Here is a 17613-nt window from a genome sequence, read left to right as displayed (position 1 = left end):
GCGCGGTCTTGGGGAGCCAGTGCGGTCTTGGGGAGGCAGCGCGGTCTTGGGGGTTTCCCCCGGAGACGAAACCTGTTTATTGTGGAGCCTTTATAGTTAGCAGGTTATGCAGAAAAGGGTTAAATATTTGTTAAGAAGGCGACCCTATCTTACGGTAACTTGGCCGTAGGCCACGCTTGGCCGTAGGCCACGCCAAAGGCGAACGCGAACAAACCATGAGCAACTGGCGTGGTTTCCCCCATGAGCGACTGCATCAAGACACTGGCATCTTGCCAGTTTCATGCTTATTTCCTTGCGGGCAGGATGCCCACTCTACTCCTATTCATTCCTAAATTCAGCAACGCCAATTTTTATAAATTTACGTTTTTAATTGTCTGTAGGAGACTAAGGAGAATTAGAAGGAACAGGTATTCGGCTCTATTAAGTTGACTTTTTAAGTGGTTTATTGTTGAAAAAAAGATACGACTCTTTTTTTGACCACAAAATGGTGAAAGCTTTACATTTAAAGCTGTTCAGGCTATTTCGTCACCCCTTAAGGTTCCGACCATTTTACCAGTTGATGTGATCAGCATGGGCGCACCAGGTTGGCCATAGCTAGAGCCTTGAACATTGACAACAGTAGCAATAAATACTTGTTGATCGTTGTTTTGACTGTGTACGAATGCTGCTAGAATAGAATTTAGCTCTTTCATCTTGGCTGCTGGACACTCCCGTTATAGCCAAGCTTAACAATTTGGGCTCAATGATGTAAAGTAAAAATTTTTGTGGCTTTTGTGGAGATCTTTGATGACGAGAATATTGTATTATCACCAGCAATCCAACTTTTCTAGGAAAATTCGCATCTTGTTAGCTGAAAAAAAAATAGATTGCGAACTCAAAGACGTTAATCTTAAGAATAAACCGTCTTAATTTATTAAAATTTATCCCATTGGTAAAGTACCTGTGTTTGTAGAACAAGATGGTACAGTTATTTGGGATTCTACATTAATTGCAGAGTATTTAGACGAAACCTATCCACAACCTCGTTTTACCCAAGTAATCCTCGAGAACGGCTTGAGTGTCGTAAATGGGAAGAATTAGCAGATAATTTAGGTGATAATATTATCAACTTATGGCTACTCAATTTGACCAATAATCTCGAACCGACTCCCTACCGAAACAAAACTAGAAACGTCAATTAATTGTTTTTTACCAATTTTTGAGCAACAATTAGCCCAATCTCAATACTTATTAGGTGATGACACATGGACAGTAGTGGATGTAGCAGCATTATGTTCCATGGGTTACTATAGCTTTCGCTTAAATGAAGATTGGGTTTTGCAATATCCTAACATAGGAAATTGGTTCGATAAATTACACGAGCGTGAGTCGTTCAAGTCAACTGTTACTATGCCTTTGAATTAAGGCAGACTGGGGAGAATCATTGCGATCGCTTGTGGAAGCAACACCAGCAGAGCGAATTTTTGAATCACCAATTTGCGATCGCTTACCCCTAAAATCTTGGAGTCAAGGCAGAGTTACTTTGTTGGGTGATGCAGCTCATCCCATGGCTCCTGCTTTGGCACAGGGAGCAAATAGCACCTTTGAAGACGCATATGAACTAGCCTTGTGCTGTTGCCAAGCATCCAGCCTTGAAGAAGCTCTGGCTCGCTACGAACAGCGTCGCATAACCCGTACCCAACTGATGCCAACCCGTAGCGCTTTGGCTAAAATGGGTGACAACGCAACGGACAGAGAGGCTGCTAATCAGCAAATGCAGGAGCAGTCACAGATGAGTCGTGAAGAATTTGAAGATTGGGTTTTTAACTACAAACCTGAGGTTAAATTCGATTATAATTATTATAGTCTCTATAAACAGGAACTTTTATGATTATCAAAAATCCATTAAAACAAACACAATATAACTCCAGACTAGGATTGGAAGTCCTTCCAGGATGTAACTTGCTTAATCTGACAGATTCACAAAGACATCAATTAAAACAATCTCTATGGTAAGATGGTGTTATTGTTGTCAAAAATCAACAGCTTACTGCATCGGAGTTAGAATAATTGGCCATAAAAACTTTTGGAAATTTGATGTTTGGAGGTAATTCTTTTTCTTTAGACCCCGATCTCCATCCAGATCTACAGAGCCAATATACAGCTATTTTAGGTAATCCTAAAGGATTTGATCAAGAACCTCCTGAAAAAAATAATGTTGGATCCCGGGTGTGGCAGATGCGTTTGCCCTGTTAGGTTGGCGAGTCAGTGGGTTTGTTAATAAATTTTGCTCTTAACTGAGGTCTTACAATGCTTCCATCACAGTCAACAAGTAATATTTTCATAGCTTTGATCAGCATTAAATCAAATAGACGCATTCTACACTTGGAATTGCTTTAAAGTTTTTTTGACGATTCTGGAAAGATGCTAGGAAAAGCCATTGTTAACAACATAATAATGTTCATTACCCAAAATATCAAAACTAACCATAATAAACTTAACCAAGGTTGAGAGTAAGTTGTAGCATGAAGACCTGACCACAATTGCCAAATCCGAAACCCTGTATAAAGCGTTCCAATAATTACAACAACACTTTTACACAACCAACTGCTAAAAACTATTTCACTAGCTAGTTGAACAAAAACAACTATTAAATAGCAGATAAAAAATTGACTCCGAATTGGTTGCCTCCAAAAAACGATTAACATGACACTAGGAAGGATTACCCCAATTAACAGAGCAACATTTACCCAAATTTTTATGAACTGTAATTGGATTTCACTATAAGCCATCACTGGTTTGAGTGGTAATGCTGCTTTCTTAACTAACCAACCCACTTCTAGGCTTAATAAGGTAGTGCCAACAATAAATAAAAAAATAGTCAACAAATGATTTGGATTCATCTGCGGATAAGCTGAAAACATTTCTAGATTTACCCAACTCGATACCTTCTCATGATACCTTTGCTCGTGTATTTGCCCGCTCACGGGGTGAGCAGTTACGACAAAACCCTTGATTGTACACCATTGTTCTCTCTTTTATATATGCGTTTACCCTGATTGTTTTCCTCCTGACATTGGACAAGGCGTTAATTCTGCTTTAGAAGATATCTATATTTTCCAGGAAATATTATCCGAAACTAAAGATAATCTTTCTGAAGCACTTCCTCGCTATCAAAACCTACGCCAACCCGATATTAAAGCCTTAATTCGTTTAGGACAAATTAGTTATCCTTGGCAATATAATCAAGACCCTTTACGGAAAAAAATATGGAGTATTAACTTTTTTATGCGCTTATTATTGAATCGTTTATTTCCTTTTTTATTTAATACCCATTCCTTCATAATGATTCAAAATCATGAATTATATTACTCGGAGATTCTTGCTAAAAGTAACAGGACTACTCAAGTGTTATCGATATTGGGAGGATTGGCAATATTGACTTTACTGTTGAAACTTATGAATTAGAATAATTTTTTCTGAAAGACAAGGAAAGCGCACCGTCGGATAATTTTTATTAATAAAAAGGTATTTTTAACCTTAAAAAAACCTTATCCCCAGCACCCCAACGCCCTTTCAGCAGATTGACTTGACAATTTATTCATGAAAATGAAACAGCCCTGCCTCTACAGGGCGGGGTAGTTCATTTCTCATCTAAATAAAAACGGTAAAACAAATAATCATCTCGGAAAGGATGATCATCTGCGACATGATGAATAATACCTCGATTAATCAGTATCTGTCCAATAGCCACTGCATCTTCCCGAGTAGAATTACACCGTTTCACCAACCAATCTACGGCTTCTGACCCAACAAAACAGCATCCATAGCTATTGAGACGATAGCGACGGTCTTGAATATCCAATCCTCCTGGTTGACGCATTTCCTCGACCAAGGTTTCAATGTCTAGTGTTACCATATCCTCTTGGAAAGGGGCCGTAGGGTAAGAGTCTTGATCTAGGTCATCGATCGGCTCTAGGAAACCTGAAACTAAAGCATCCTGGGTGGGCGGCTCAGACTGATACCCATTGGGAATATAGAGTTGGTTTTCGGGCGGTTTTGGCTGACGTTCCCCTAGCCAAGCGGTCAGCAATTTCTCTAACTGAGGCGATCGCACATGGAGGTCCCGTTGAGGAAATGGTATATGGATATCATAGCGACGCAGACTTTTCTCAATCCGGTAGTTGAGGTCACTCTTGATTTTAGGCTGCCGCTTGGGGTCTCCAGTCCAGACCAACAGCTCAAACTTGAGGGCACTCTCACCAAATTCCTGAAACCAAACTTGGGGATAGGGCCTCAGTAATACTTCCGGGTGACTCTTCGCAGCTGCCAACAGTGCCTTCTTGACCTGCTCCACATCAGATCCGTAAGCCACTCCTACAGGAATCTTGAGCCGGGAAATCGGGTTACCGTGACTCCAGTTAATCACCTCAGTTTCTAAAAAGCGGGCATTGGGCACAATTATTGTCACTTTATCCAAGGTGCAAATCTCTGTACTGCGGGAACCCATTCGCTGCACAGTTCCCACCAAATCGTTGACCTTAATAAAATCCCCCAGTTGAATCGGTCGCTCTAGGGTGATAATTAAGCCACTGATAAAGTTGTTAGCAATATTTTGCACACCGAAGCCAATTCCCACCCCTAAGACACTAGCAAAAATAGTTAGGGAACTTAAATCCAACCCAGAACTTTGGAGTATGATAATCATGCCCAAAAACGTCAGGACATACTGGATCAGGGTAGCAATCACCTCTTGCACCCCTGAATCAGCGCCAGTTTTCCCCAAGATGTAACGCCTCAATAGCCTGGTGAGGGCACTAACCCCAAACCATAGCACAACGGTTAATACCACCAACAGCAGCACTTGGATCGCAGAATACTTGCTTTCTCCGGAACCAATTACAGGAGACTTGAGGAAGTTTAACAGTTCATAACGCCAACTGCGAACTTGGGGAAATAGGTCACTAATGGTTAAGATAACTGTAGTCCACAGGATAAGCTGTAAGCCTAACAGGGCTGCCCCGAGAAATAATTTAGCTGGGTCGTGCCAAGGGAAAAAAGGCGAAGCCGGATTCCCTAGCCAGGAGGTCAGTTTCCCCAAGGCAAATTGCCTGAAGACCCGTAACAGCAAGTACAACAGGATTAACAACACCAGCACTATGCTTGTAAACCTTACTGCCTGACGACTATAATCTGTCATCCGCTGTCGTTTGCCCTGCCGGATTGCCCTTTCAATCAGCTTCTCCCATTTTTCGGCTTGCTCAAGAGGATCAGTATCAGGAATTTGATCGGCCTTGGTAATCGTGACCAGAATCCGCTCGGTAAACTTGGTACGAAGAATCCCCTCGTTTTGCCCGACATATTCAATGTCCACATATTCAGGTTTTTGTAGGGATTTCACCTCCCTTGCTAAGCGCTGATTGATCAGCTCGGCTCGCTCAGTAGCGCTAAAGTTGCCAGCGTTGCCCACTTGAAACAACTCAATACCATCCACCACCACAGGAGCTTTCTCCTTACCATTTGCCAAGAATTCCTGTGCTAAGGTAGAGGCTGGTAATAGGGTGAGCAGTAGGGTAAGTACACCTAGCAACACCAATACCAAGGAACGCCGAAGCCTAGCCCTTGGGAAAGGGTTAATGGAAAATCGAACATTGATAAGAGATTCCATAGGTTACGTTCCATTTAGCTCTCATTTTCCATAACATTAGAATCTCATCGCCTTTGGTTGAGGGCATTAGGTATTCTAGACTACCCGTTCTAGATGATGTCTAGAGGAATCGTTTTCCTCGTTTGGTATTGGTTTTAACCCCTCCAGCAGACCGCTGACCACGGCCCAGGTGCCAACTCCCATTATTAACAGTATCACTAAGCCAATCAACCAAACCACAGGTTTATTCTTGGGCAGAGAGTTGGAAACATTTTTCTCACCTAATAGATTCGTCTGGTCAAAGTTTTGTACAGTGGCGTTCAGGTCATTTTCCCGTTTCAATGTCGCTGTAATCTTGTAAGGACCAATTCGTAGGGTGTCCTTGCTTGAAAAAGGATGAATACCAGAGCGAATCTTCCGCCCGTTAATAAACGTGCCATTGGCGCTGCGGTCAGTAATATAGAGTTGGGTATTAGCCACTGTGATCAGGGCGTGATACCGGGAAATTTCCTTGTCAAGAAGTACCAGATGAGACACAGATTGACCTGCTAACTGTTCTGGCAAATGGTCATTTTCTCGACCAACAGCAATTGGCGGTCTCAGAACAGGTTTCTTTAACTCGCCGGTTTCTGGGTCTTCCCAGGTCAATTGAATATAAATCGGTTCAGCCAAGATTTCACTCCTGCTAACTAGAACATCGTGGATCAGTGCTGAGTAGGTCAGTGGTGAGTGCTGAATTTTGCTTAGCACATGAATAATTTTTTGTCAACCATATCCACCGATGCTAAGGGGATGACAACAAGGGTGAAACTTAGATAGGGTGTCGGGTGTGGGGTTTTGGATAGGTCCTGGGTAGGAGCCAGTTCCCCCTGAGAGGGTGACAACAAGGCTAAACCCCATTGAGACCATGCTGTGAGCCTCTCGTTAAACTGAGATAAATTAATTTTGAAGCACTGATTTTAACTATGCCTGATTTTTTGCCCATTGCTTACTTTCAGAACAAGTTTGTCCCTTTCGCTGACGCCAAAATCTCCATTGCTACCCATGCCTTGCACTACGGCACTGGAGCTTTTGGCGGATTACGCTCTCTCCCTGACCCGAAAAACCCACAGCAATGTTTACTGTTTCGCTTAGACCGCCATTGCCAACGCCTAAGTAATAGTGCCCGGTTATTACACTACAATTTACCTGCTGATAAAATCAAGACTATTATCCTTGATTTTATAAAACAAAATAAACCAACTACACCGTTTTATATCCGCCCTTTTGTCTACACGTCAGATTTAGGAATTTCCCCGAGACTCCATAAGATTGACAAAGACTTTTTTGTGTATGGATTAGAATTAGGCGATTATTTATCTCCTGAAGGAGTTAGCTGTCGGATTAGTTCATGGCATCGACAACAAGACCAAAGTTTACCCTTGAGAGGTAAAATTAGTGGGGCTTATATTACCTCTTCCTTGGCGAAAACTGAAGCAGTAGAGTCTGGCTTTGATGAAGCAATTTTGATGAATTCTGAGGGCAAAGTCTCGGAAGCTTCTGGGATGAATATCTTTGTGGTCAGAAATGGGCAGCTAATTACCCCTGGATTCGATCAGGATATCCTAGAAGGAATTACTCGGGATAGTATTCTGACCCTTGCTAAAGACATGGGCTTGCCAACTATACAACGACCAGTGGATAAATCAGAACTATTTATTGCCGATGAAGTATTTCTGAGTGGAACAGCGGCAAAGATCACTCCAGTTAAACGAATTGAAAACTATCACTTATCTCCAAACAGACCAATAACCGAAAAGCTCAAGGAGATGCTAGCAGCAATTACCGAAAATCGGGAACCGAAATACAAAGACTGGGTGTATACGGTTAATATTGATAATTAAACTAAAGTTAGGCTTATAGAACCCTGTAAACCTGTAGCGACTTCTGGGATGGCGAGTATAATCAAAGCTAAACTATGAACAATAAACTGATAAATTCCCCAAACCCCTTAGGCGGTCGCTACAAAATTATCAGCAAGTTGGGAGCCGGTGGTTTTGGTCAAACGTTTCTGGCACAGGACTTGCACTTGCCAGGAACTCCCCAATGTGTGATTAAACAGCTCAAACCCCAGGTGAGCGATCCTGAGTGTTTGGAAATTTCCAAACGCCTATTTGAGCGAGAAGCGCAAGTCCTCTACCAGCTGGGTAACCACGATCAGATCCCCCAGTTGCTGGCGCATTTTGAGGAAAATCACGAGTTTTATCTGGCCCAAGAATTTATTGATGGAGAACCCCTCAACCAAGAAATCCGTCAGCCTTGGGAATCAAATCGAGTGATTGCTCTGTTGCAAGATATTCTACAAGTCCTAGTATTTGTCCATGAGCAACGTGTGATCCATCGTGATATCAAACCCCCAAACCTGATCCGCCGCCGCAAGGATAATAGAATTGTCATGATTGACTTTGGGGCAGTTAAGCAAGCTAGCACCCAGATTATCGATCCGGAAACAGGCCAAACCAAAACCATTGCTATTGGCAGTTATGGCTACACCCCCAAAGAACAGTTCGGTGGCAATCCTCGTTTTAGCAGTGATGTCTATGCGGTGGGGATGGTAGGCATCCAGGCATTAACCGGAATTCATCCCAAGTTCCTAAAAGAAAACTCCGAAACAGGGGAAATCAACTGGCGCGATCGCATCCCAGTTAACACCCAAGTTAACTCAGAATTAGCGGATATCCTCGACTGTATGGTGCGCTATGATTTCCGTGACCGCTATCCGACCGCAGTAGAAGCCTTGGCAGCAGTTCAGAGGCTAACTGCTGCACCAACAATAGCTATGTCTGCTACAGTTCCGGAAGAGACTGTTTCTGTTTCAGCAACATCAGCACAAACCCAGGCCAGATCAGAGATCATCCGAAGATGGTTAATGAAGCCTTGGTTGATGATTACTGTCTTAGCAGGGATGGGTATTGGTATTTCTGTGATCGGAACTAAGACTTTTCTAGTTCCCAAACCTGTCAGTCAAACTGACACCCCTAAGGATACCGTTGCCGAAAGTTCGACTACCAGCTCTGAGTCAAAACCTGCAACCCCAGCGGTAGTTAGCAAAACCCCTGAAAGCACTACTACCAGCTCAGTCCAAAAAAGTACTCCCGGATCGGATACCGAATCAGCTGCGAAATCGCGATCCGATCCGGAAACACAACCAACGGAAACACAACCAACTGCAATAGAATTAAACAGCCAAGGGGAGAGCTTGCGGCAAGCAGGAAAGTACCAGCAAGCACTGATGACTTACGACAAAGCGATCGCACGCAACTCAGATTTAGCAGAAGCTCATTGGGGTCGTTGCTATAGCCTGAATTCCTTGGGGCGTACTCAAGAAGGACTGGCTGCCTGCGATCAAGCCCTTGGCCTTAAACCTGACTACCCAGAAGCATTGTGGAGTAAGGGTGCAGCTCTCGAATCCCAAAACACCCCAACAGCCATAACTCTAGCTCTAACTCTATACGAGAAAGCGATCGCAATCAAGCCCGATTTTGCTGACGCCTGGATTAACAAAGGAGTAGCGCTCCATAAACTCAAGCGCTACAGTGAGGCCATAAAAGCTTATGAGCGGGCACTTCAACTCAATCCTAATTCTGCTGATGCTTGGAGTAATCTAGGGGCAGCCTTATGGGACGTTGGTCAATTGGATCAAGGGATCAATGCCATGGAAAAGGCACTTAAAATCCAACCGAATCACCCCAATGCCAGGAATCTGCGTCAGCAGGCAAGGCAAAAATTAGGCCGTTGATCAGTCGGGGAAAATAAATATTTGATAAAGATCAGTTGGATTAAATAAATATCTGATAAAGATTTTAGGTTTTTCTCTTAGAAACTGGAAAATCTTCTACTATTAGTTTTAATTACTTTTAATTGGTATTAAGCATTAGACCGGATAGCGCTAGGGATTAAATACGAAAACCTAACACTTTAGCAAAGGGAACAGAGAATAGGGAACAGGGAATAGGGAATATGGATCAAAATTCTCTCAATTCTACATAGATGGCTATTTTCACTAATCCTGAAAACTAAATTCACACAGCACTAGGATTGCGTTTATAATCCCTTATTTAACTTATATAAGTTAAATAATTAAAGTTAAATTAACTAATTTTACTTAACTGTGCATCACCATGAAACTGAATACACCAGCACTTGGAATAAGAGCAAATTGGCTCCAGAAGTGGATGCCGATCGGCTTAATTTTAGTAGTCGCTACTGGGTTGTACCTCTATCAACTCGGTACAGAAAGCTTATGGTACGATGAGCTATTTAGCATTAACAAAACCCAGAGTGGGATATCACTGCCTCCGAAGAATCTGACACGTCCCTTTTATTTCATGATCCTGTACATTTGGATGCAGTTTGGCACTAGCACCGTTTGGTTGCGTGGGCTATCTGTGATTTTTGGACTAGGCAGTATCTTCCTAATGTACCTGCTGGGTCGTCGCTTAGCTGGAAAGCCAGTTGGCTTGATTGCCGCCCTGTTACTAACCCTCTCACCTGTGTTTATCAACCATGCCCAAGAGGTAAGGATGTACACCCTGATCCCCTTCTTAAGTTTGGGGGGTACCTTAGCTCTAGCTCATGCCCTTGAAAATCCCAGGTTTGCTGCCATCAACTGGTGGGCTGTGGCCAGGTTTCTATGCCTTGTGACTACTCCGGTTAGTGTGACCTTGTTTCTGCCAGATCTGGTATTAATTGGATGGCGGTTTCGTAATCAAAAGCGCCGATTATTTGCCTTTGGGATCAGGCTGCTGCTGATTGGGAGTTGTTGGCTTCCTTTAGTATCAGCAGTTGATGAATCTTCCAGTAAATTCCTCAAAGGTTGGGTAACACAATACCCAAAACCCAACATTATCTTAATTGTCTCTGAAGTCACCCACTTGACAGCTTTCTGGCCATTGAGACACTTACTAGGGTCAGGCATCAGTGCCAACGACCTGATGAAACAGCTCAATCAGCAGTCTATCATGGAGTGGCTTGTGGAGCATGTGTTAACCTCAAATCTTGTACCTTTGTTCTATTACATGGCATATACGGCCATGGCAATCGGCTTGCTTGCGATCGCTCTATTGAGCAGGCACCCCTCAAAAAAACTCTGGTGGATTAAAGTGTGGGCATTATTACCTGCCGGATCTATCTTATTGATATCCTATGTTTCCAGTTCCATATGGAAAGCTCGCTATCTACTAATTGTATCCCCCTATTTCTTAATTCTTCTAGCAGCAGGCTTGATGCAAGTTTGGCGTTGGCAACGTCGAGTGGCTGTTTTAGTAACTCTGATCTACGCCATAGCAGTGGGTAGTGGTCTGGTGCATTACTACACAACGTTGTATCGTGTAGCAGGTGGTGCGCCAACTTGAGACTTTATTAATATATAGCAATTGTCATAATCATCAGGTACACAGGATTTTTTTACCACTACCATCGATACCCGCGCCCGTAATCATTACTAAACAAACTATTACCCCTACTCCCTACTCCCTACTCCCTACTCCCTACTCCCTAGAAATTTGTACCTCACAAAACTAAAAACTGCTCTATTACCCTTAATCGGTGGCATCCTGATGGGACTGACACCATCACCAACAGAAGCTTGGCCTCTAGCTTGGATTGCCCTAGTGCCGCTATGGTTCATAGTAGTCAGGGGTCAGAGTATTCGTGGCAATGCTTTATCTGGTCTGATCTGGGGTATCGGTTATCATGGCTTAGCTCTATCTTGGATTACTGGTATTCACCCCATGGACTGGATGGGGGTACCATGGCTAGCTAGTATTGCGATCGCATTATTATGCTGGATACTCATTACCCTCTGGGGAGCACTCCTAGTAGCTGTCTGGGCAATAGCAATCTCTATCACTCAATCAATTACAGCAAGTTTCGCCCCCCTAGCCCCCCAGCGAGCAATCCCTCGCTGGGGGGTTCTTGAGTTAAAGTCCCCCAGAATTGGGGGATTTAGGGGGCTTGCAGCTAAAGGTAATGAGGTCAATTCATCTGAAAACCGCTGTAAATTCCCATCCACCAAAGCGACACAACAACGTAATATAAATCCTGATATAAATCCTGATATAAATCTTCCTACCCCCACTCAAAACTATGTTCTTTTAACCTCCTGCTTGCGGGTTCTAATTGGTACAGGCTTGTGGTGTGGCATAGAAACCCTCTGGAGTATGAGTCCCCTGTACTGGTCTGGCTTATCCTATACCCAAAGTCCCCATAACCTGATAATTTTGCACCTCGGTCAATTATCTGGTCCAATAACAGTTACAGCAGCTATTGTCGCCGTCAATGGTTTAATTGCTGAAAGCGGGTTAACCCTTAATCATTTGTTCGCGTTCGCGCAGCGTCGGCTTTGCCGAAAGCGTGGCCTTTTGGCCAAGGTTGGCAGGTTTAATGTTGGCAGGTTTAATGTTGGCAGGTTCAAGGTTGGCAGCTTCAAGGTTGAAAGTGATCACAACAAGCTTGAACCTTCAACCTCTCAAAAACTTGAACCTTCAACTCCTCAAAACCTTAAACCTTCAACCCCTCAAAACCTTGAACCTTCAACTCCTCAAAACCTCCAACATTCAACCCCTCAAAATCTCCAACATTCAACCCTTTTGGGTATAGCAATCGGGTTATTAATTAGCTTACATCTGCTGGGATGGTTACTGTATAACCAACCAATTGAGCAATCAAAAAAATCTGCTATTAAAGTTGGTATTATTCAAGGAAATATCCCCAATGAAATCAAACTTTACTCTGCTGGCTGGCGGCGTGCTATAAAAGGTTACACTACTGGCTACCAGACATTGGCAGATCAAAAAGTAGACGCAGTGCTAACTCCTGAAACTGCCTTACCTTTTCTTTGGCAAGAACAGGTGCGCACTGTTAGTTCTTTCTACTCAGCAATATTAGATAAAGGGGTTTTAGTTTGGGTAGGAGGCTATGGGCAAAGAGGGCGTAGCCTTACCAATAGTTTGTTTACTGTTACCGGTACTGGTGAGACCTTCAGCCGTTACGATAAGGTCAAATTAGTGCCCTTAGGAGAATATATTCCTTTTGAAGAATTCTTAGGACGTTTAATTGACCGACTATCCCCTCTTGATTCTCACTTAGCAGCTGGTAAACCTGACCAGTTAGTAGAAACACCCTTTGGTCAAGCAGTGGTAGGAATTTGTTATGAGTCAGCTTTTGCCGAACACTTCCGCTATCAAGCTGCCTCTGGTGGGCAGTTTATTATCACTGCATCCAATAATGCCCATTACAGTAATACGATGCCTGCCCAGCACCATGCTCAAGATGTAATGCGCTCCATTGAAACAGATAGGTGGACAGTTAGAGCAACTAATACCGGCTATTCCGGTATTGTAGACCCCCATGGAAAAACAATATGGCTATCGGGGATTAATACCTATGAGTTGCACGCAGATACGATTTATCGACGACAGACTCAGACGTTGTATGTGCAGTGGGGGAATTGGTTGACTCCGGTGTTATTAGGGTTAGGGGGAATTGGCTGGTTGATTTTGGGTTGGTGTCGAGTTGGTGTTGGATTGGAGTAGCTCACCCCTGAACTGACTAACCTACCCGACAAGGGACGCCAAAGGCGAGCAACCGACTAACCCTCAATCCTAAATACTACAAAATTCCCGAACTGCTGCCCAAATTAACGCCATCACATCCCGCAAACCGTGTTCGCTCTCCAATTCAACCAATTGCACCCAAGGGCGGGTACTGGCATAATCACGACTCGCGATGATGGGAATCACGTCATCATCGCACCCATGTAGAATTAGAGTAGGTACTTGTCGCCCTAGCTCCAAACCCTCATAATGACGGGCATCTTCTACGAACTGGTAGTGCAAGGGAAGCTTTCGGTTTTATCGGTAATGGTAAATCTCTAAATATCCCTGGGAGCGCCACTGATTGAGCTGTTCTGCTCCTAATTTGGGCAACCAATAGCGAAGGCTAGTCACTGTTGACGAATTTCTACAAAAATCTTGCACTATTTACAAAAACGTGTTAGATCTAAATCATGGTACTAGTTCCTCTACGTAAGGCGGTCGAACTTACGGGATTATCAGGGAACACTTTAAGGAAGTATGCGGACAATGGCACAATCCGGTGCGAAAAAACCCCTGGGGGAACCAGGCTATTTGACACAGATAGCCTACTCAGATTTGGTAGCTTCAAAGGAGACGTGGGTAGAGTTCGTGAATTCAGTATTGGGTATTGCAGAGTCAGTACCAACAAACAAAAAGACGACCTCGCCAGGCAAATCGCCTACCTCCACTCACTCTTCCCGGAAGCGGAAATCATTAAAGACATCGGCTCCGGCCTCAACTACAGAAGGAAAGGTCTTAGAGCCATATTGGAACGAATTGTGCGCGGAGATAAGCTCACAATTATTGTTACCTGTAGAGACAGACTCACCCGATTCGGGTTTGAACTCATTGAGTACTTGGTCAGTCTCAACGGTGGAAAAATCCTGGTTCTCGACCAATCTGAAAGCTGCCCCGAATCCGAACTTACCGCAGATCTTCTCTCCATCATTCATGTCTTTTCTGGCCGAGTCCACGGACTCAGAAAGTACGGTAAGAAAATCAAAGAAGATCAGAGTGTTCCTAAACCCTGAACAACGCTCAATGGTTCGCAAGTGGTTTGGAGTTTCCCGTTATGTATTCAATAAAACCGTCAAAATACTCTGTGATGGCAAAACAAAAGCTAATTGGAAAGCTATCAAAACTGGCCTATTAAATGACCTCCCTGAATGGTGCAAAGCAGTACCTTATCAAATTAAGTCTATAGCGATAAAGGATGCTTGCACTGCGGTTAGGGAGGCTAAGAAGAAATACAAAAAAACTGCACAAATCAATCGAGTAAAATTTAGATCTCGCAAGAACCCTGTTCAATCTTGCTATATCCCCAAGTCGGCAGTCTCTAGTAAAGGTATCTATCACACAAAACTGGGAGAGATTACCTTTACTGAGACCCTACCTGAGAACATCTGTGATTGTCGATTAACTAGTACCAATGGAAACTATTACCTAGTAGTTCCCCATGAAGCAACCAATATCAAGTCCGAAAACCAAGGCAGGGTAGTTGCTTTAGACCCCGGTGTTAGAACTTTCTTGACATTCTTTAGTGAGACTTCCGTTGGGAAGATTGGAAATGGTGATTTTTCCAAAATTCAGCGAATTTGCTCTCATCTCGATAGCCTAATGTCCCGAATAAGTAAGGCGAAAAAAGGGCAGAAACGTCGAATGAGAAAAGCCGCTAGAAGGATGATTATAAAAATCCAAAATCTAATCAACGAACTACATCATAAAACTGCCCGATTTTTAGTTGACAATTTTGATGTAATATTGCTTCCTGCTTTTGAGACGTCCCAGATGTCTCGAAAGACTAATCGCAGAATTAGATCTAAAACAGTTCGTAATATGCTTTCTTTTGCTCACTATCGCTTCAAGGAATTCCTGAAGCATAAAGCTCAAGAGACAGGGAAAATTGTCGTGGATGTTTGCGAAGCCTATACAAGTAAAACTGTTAGCTGGACTGGAGAACTAGTCAATATCGGTGGCAGTAAAACCATTAAATCAAAAGTTGATGGTCGTTCTATGGATAGAGACATCAACGGCGCTCGTGGAATCTTTCTACGAGCCTTGGGAGATACCCCCTGGCTGAGAAATCAGCTTGCATTAGTGAGCCTTGATTTGCCCTTGGTAGATTTTGGTAGCTAAAAAGTATCGGCTAGATGCAAAACTGTGTCAATAAATAAATCTCAAAATCCTTATCCTTTTTGGTTATCCCTAATCCGATAGAGGGTTTTGGTTGCGGCGCTGTCTCATGAATTGAGCAAACTGGATGCGTTGTTCAGGAGTCATCACCTCTCGCATCTGCAACATACTCTCAAAGTGTAACTCTCCTAGCTGCCGGTTCAATAGTTGAACCTGTTGGTATTGAGTGCGGATAGTTTCTCTGTCAGCTGTACCCACCATCAACTCACTTAATGTCTGCTTGGCTTGACTCACTTCCTGACGAAGATCTATAATGGATTCTTCATACTCTAGCTTAATAGCATTTAGCTGCTGCCTTTGCACCTGGTTGAGATTCAGTTGCTTCACTAACCTATCCTTAATCGATTTTCGGTGTTGTTGACCCTCAGGGTTGGGAATCAATTGAGAGGTTACAGGGTTGGAGTTAGCTACAGCAGTGCAGCCAGTCAGGGTAACCATGAGAATTGACAAAATATAACCAGGACGTAACAGCATGGAAGTTACCTATAAATGTCTTTAATTTAGAGTTTGTAAGAAATATTGAAGGTTGAAGATTGAAGGGTGAAGGGTGAAGGTTGAAGGGTGAAGGTTGAAGGGTGAAGGTTGTTGGCCCTTGGCCTTCCCGTAGGGTAGATTGAAGGTTAAAAACCCACTTTTCCCTTGCCACAGCCGTTGGCTAGAGCAAACCTTTTGACAGGTCAAACCTTATCCTCTATTGGTGATCCTGAGGTGATCGTTCCTACTATGGGTTTTTATTGTCCAGTATTGGCTAAGATCATCCAATCAGCTGGTGGAGTATGAATGACATTGCTCACCGATGTCTCTCCCACAACTCCATGCCAATTTTTCTCTAAGAAAGCTTCTAGAGTGGTTAAATTGTGAGTGCGGTAACCACTCCAAGCCATCAGTAAACCAACAGCGATGGCTGATGGAACTAACCAAAGCTGTGGTTTACGACTAGGCGGTGGGGATAATGCGATCGCATTGATAACTCGTTCCTCCAACTCAAATGCTGCTGGTGGAGGAGTAGGTCGATGTTGGCGCAGAAATGCTTGCCATTGTTCGTCATCAGGTTGAAACTGAGTCATGGCATCTCTCCTTGTTGTTGGATGATATATTTCCGTAGGGAAGTTCGAGCGTGGAAAAGACGAGACTTAACCGTTCCGAGAGCTATGCCCAAAATTTTAGCAACTTCCTTTTGTGGCAAATCCTCTAAATCATGTAGCACCAGCACAGCACGATGGTTCAAGCTCAGCTGCTGCATTCCTTTTTGAATCATGTCCTGATAGTGCAACTGCATAAGATCAGGAGTATGGGAGGATTTGGCATTTTTTAGGGGTAGATCAGCTGTGTCCTCTGGAAGTTGAAGGTTTAAAGCACGTTGCCGTTGCAAATTGCGCCGCTGATCCGATGCCACATTCCAGCAGATGCGGTAAAGCCAGGTGGAGAACTGTGAGGGTTGCCGCAGTTTTGGTAAGCCTTTCCAAACTCGTAGGAACACCTCTTGTACTAAATCATCAAGAGCATAAGCACCACATAGCTGATAGATAGTTGACCTGACGCGCTGCTGATAGCGTCGGTATAGTTGGCGAAAACTCTGCTGGTTCCCCTGTTGGCACTGCAATACCAACTCTGTGTCTGTGCTGGTTATTTTTGCAGCAGCAGAATCTTCTTTGGAAGCCTGGGCTGATCTGACTGACAACTCTGGGTTCCCCCTCACCGCTTTGTTTTCCGATGTTATTTAGACTCACTGGCCAACAAAATGGTTCAATCTGGGAAAAGTTTAGCCAGAAATAGAGCCAGCGGGGGTAGGGTGACCGTAAGCATTCAGCTATAGCGCGTGTCGCGTATCAGCTAATGCCCACGCTACGGGAACAGCCAAAGGCCTGTGGCCATGCTACACGGAACAGTTTATGCCCATAGCGCACGCTGTCAGCCATGCAAAGCGCGAGTGGGGGAAACCACGGCAGTCGCTCATGGGGGAAACCCCCGCATGAAGGCGCTGCCTCCCCGTGAGGCCACTGCATCGCTACTGTTCGCGCAGCACCTCAAGTAGCGCAATCGGTGTTTTTGAATAAAATAAGCTGACGGCTGATGGCTGACGGCTGATGACTGACGGCTGACCGGGTTTGGGTTAGGTCAGAAGATAGAAGAGTCAACAGCTCCAGGGATTCCTGGTCTTACTGACACAACAATCGG

Annotated in this window: 20 protein-coding genes and 1 pseudogene; 13 read left to right on the top strand and 8 right to left on the bottom strand. The window is 43.8% G+C overall.

The window, feature by feature from the left end:
- Positions 1–512 precede the first annotated feature (512 nt).
- Entirely contained in the window at positions 513–692 is a 180-nt protein-coding gene (locus BJP34_RS07850) for an XdhC family protein (protein WP_070391864.1), read from the bottom strand.
- A gap of 94 nt (positions 693–786) precedes the next feature.
- On the opposite strand from BJP34_RS07850, the pseudogene BJP34_RS47160 reads away from it, so the two are divergent.
- The 5 genes and pseudogenes from BJP34_RS47160 to BJP34_RS46325 form a co-directional block, all read left to right on the top strand.
- Positions 787–966: pseudogene (locus BJP34_RS47160) on the top strand (glutathione S-transferase N-terminal domain-containing protein); the annotation flags it as partial.
- Between the two features lie 5 nt (positions 967–971).
- Entirely contained in the window at positions 972–1181 is a 210-nt protein-coding gene (locus tag BJP34_RS47155) for a hypothetical protein (protein WP_229424516.1), read from the top strand.
- The gene (locus tag BJP34_RS47150) at positions 1132–1404 is read left to right on the top strand and encodes a glutathione S-transferase family protein (protein WP_324611075.1); all 273 of its coding nucleotides are present in this window, start codon (positions 1132–1134) and stop codon (positions 1402–1404) included. The genes BJP34_RS47155 and BJP34_RS47150 overlap by 50 nt, the downstream gene beginning before the upstream one ends.
- A 19-nt stretch (positions 1405–1423) precedes the next feature.
- Entirely contained in the window at positions 1424–1870 is a 447-nt protein-coding gene (locus BJP34_RS07840) for an FAD-dependent monooxygenase (protein WP_202972074.1), read from the top strand.
- A 179-nt stretch (positions 1871–2049) separates the two neighbouring features.
- Entirely contained in the window at positions 2050–2235 is a 186-nt protein-coding gene (locus tag BJP34_RS46325) for a hypothetical protein (RefSeq protein ID WP_202972073.1), read from the top strand.
- 140 nt (positions 2236–2375) lie between these two features.
- On the opposite strand, the gene BJP34_RS07835 is transcribed toward BJP34_RS46325, so the two are convergent.
- From BJP34_RS07835 to BJP34_RS07820, 3 genes are all read right to left on the bottom strand, one after another.
- Positions 2376–2864 (bottom strand): hypothetical protein, encoded by a 489-nt coding sequence (locus tag BJP34_RS07835; RefSeq protein ID WP_202972072.1) that lies wholly within the window; start codon positions 2862–2864, stop codon positions 2376–2378.
- A gap of 758 nt (positions 2865–3622) precedes the next feature.
- The gene (locus BJP34_RS07825; RefSeq protein ID WP_229424285.1) at positions 3623–5647 is read right to left on the bottom strand and encodes a mechanosensitive ion channel domain-containing protein; all 2025 of its coding nucleotides are present in this window, start codon (positions 5645–5647) and stop codon (positions 3623–3625) included.
- 75 nt (positions 5648–5722) lie between these two features.
- The gene (locus tag BJP34_RS07820) at positions 5723–6298 is read right to left on the bottom strand and encodes an FHA domain-containing protein (RefSeq protein WP_070396542.1); all 576 of its coding nucleotides are present in this window, start codon (positions 6296–6298) and stop codon (positions 5723–5725) included.
- A gap of 293 nt (positions 6299–6591) precedes the next feature.
- On the opposite strand from BJP34_RS07820, the gene BJP34_RS07815 reads away from it, so the two are divergent.
- The 5 genes from BJP34_RS07815 to lnt all read left to right on the top strand — a co-directional run bounded on the left by BJP34_RS07815 (position 6592) and on the right by lnt (position 13200).
- Positions 6592–7509 (top strand): branched-chain amino acid transaminase, encoded by a 918-nt coding sequence (locus tag BJP34_RS07815; protein WP_070391861.1) that lies wholly within the window; start codon positions 6592–6594, stop codon positions 7507–7509.
- Positions 7510–7583: 74 nt separating this feature from the next.
- Positions 7584–9404 (top strand): tetratricopeptide repeat protein, encoded by a 1821-nt coding sequence (locus BJP34_RS07810; RefSeq protein WP_070391860.1) that lies wholly within the window; start codon positions 7584–7586, stop codon positions 9402–9404.
- A 382-nt stretch (positions 9405–9786) separates the two neighbouring features.
- Positions 9787–11019, top strand: a complete 1233-nt coding sequence (locus BJP34_RS07805; protein ID WP_083305047.1) for a glycosyltransferase family 39 protein — start codon at positions 9787–9789, stop codon at positions 11017–11019.
- Positions 11003–11188, top strand: coding sequence for a hypothetical protein (locus BJP34_RS39035; protein WP_149030855.1), 186 nt, complete (start codon positions 11003–11005; stop codon positions 11186–11188). The genes BJP34_RS07805 and BJP34_RS39035 overlap by 17 nt, the downstream gene beginning before the upstream one ends.
- Positions 11189–11223: 35 nt before the next feature.
- Entirely contained in the window at positions 11224–13200 is a 1977-nt protein-coding gene (lnt, locus tag BJP34_RS07800) for an apolipoprotein N-acyltransferase (RefSeq protein WP_070391858.1), read from the top strand.
- A gap of 69 nt (positions 13201–13269) precedes the next feature.
- On the opposite strand, the gene BJP34_RS07795 is transcribed toward lnt, so the two are convergent.
- A complete protein-coding gene (locus BJP34_RS07795; protein ID WP_070391857.1) occupies positions 13270–13503 on the bottom strand; it encodes a YqiA/YcfP family alpha/beta fold hydrolase in 234 nt (77 codons plus the stop codon).
- Positions 13504–13673: 170 nt separating this feature from the next.
- Here BJP34_RS07795 and BJP34_RS07790 point away from each other — a divergent pair, with 170 nt between their 5' ends.
- Entirely contained in the window at positions 13674–14273 is a 600-nt protein-coding gene (locus BJP34_RS07790) for an IS607 family transposase (protein WP_070391856.1), read from the top strand.
- The gene (locus tag BJP34_RS07785; protein WP_070391855.1) at positions 14194–15378 is read left to right on the top strand and encodes an RNA-guided endonuclease InsQ/TnpB family protein; all 1185 of its coding nucleotides are present in this window, start codon (positions 14194–14196) and stop codon (positions 15376–15378) included. The genes BJP34_RS07790 and BJP34_RS07785 overlap by 80 nt, the downstream gene beginning before the upstream one ends.
- Before the next feature lie 69 nt (positions 15379–15447).
- On the opposite strand, the gene BJP34_RS07780 is transcribed toward BJP34_RS07785, so the two are convergent.
- The 3 genes from BJP34_RS07780 to BJP34_RS07770 all read right to left on the bottom strand — a co-directional run bounded on the left by BJP34_RS07780 (position 15448) and on the right by BJP34_RS07770 (position 17134).
- A complete protein-coding gene (locus BJP34_RS07780; RefSeq protein ID WP_158517081.1) occupies positions 15448–15885 on the bottom strand; it encodes a Spy/CpxP family protein refolding chaperone in 438 nt (145 codons plus the stop codon).
- A gap of 281 nt (positions 15886–16166) precedes the next feature.
- Positions 16167–16502 carry a hypothetical protein gene (locus BJP34_RS07775; RefSeq protein ID WP_070391853.1) on the bottom strand — a complete coding sequence of 112 codons (336 nt, stop codon included), beginning with the start codon at positions 16500–16502 and terminating at the stop codon, positions 16167–16169.
- A complete protein-coding gene (locus BJP34_RS07770) occupies positions 16499–17134 on the bottom strand; it encodes a sigma-70 family RNA polymerase sigma factor (RefSeq protein ID WP_229424284.1) in 636 nt (211 codons plus the stop codon). The genes BJP34_RS07775 and BJP34_RS07770 overlap by 4 nt, the downstream gene beginning before the upstream one ends.
- A 168-nt stretch (positions 17135–17302) precedes the next feature.
- Between BJP34_RS07770 and BJP34_RS42730 the strand changes: the two genes are divergently transcribed.
- The gene (locus tag BJP34_RS42730) at positions 17303–17470 is read left to right on the top strand and encodes a hypothetical protein (RefSeq protein WP_158517080.1); all 168 of its coding nucleotides are present in this window, start codon (positions 17303–17305) and stop codon (positions 17468–17470) included.
- The last annotated feature ends 143 nt before the right edge of the window (positions 17471–17613 follow it).

The organism is Moorena producens PAL-8-15-08-1 (assembly GCF_001767235.1).
GTDB classification, from domain to species: domain Bacteria; phylum Cyanobacteriota; class Cyanobacteriia; order Cyanobacteriales; family Coleofasciculaceae; genus Moorena; species Moorena producens_A.
Note: the sequence above shows the minus strand (reverse complement) of the source record. Positions and strands in the feature narration are given on the sequence as shown.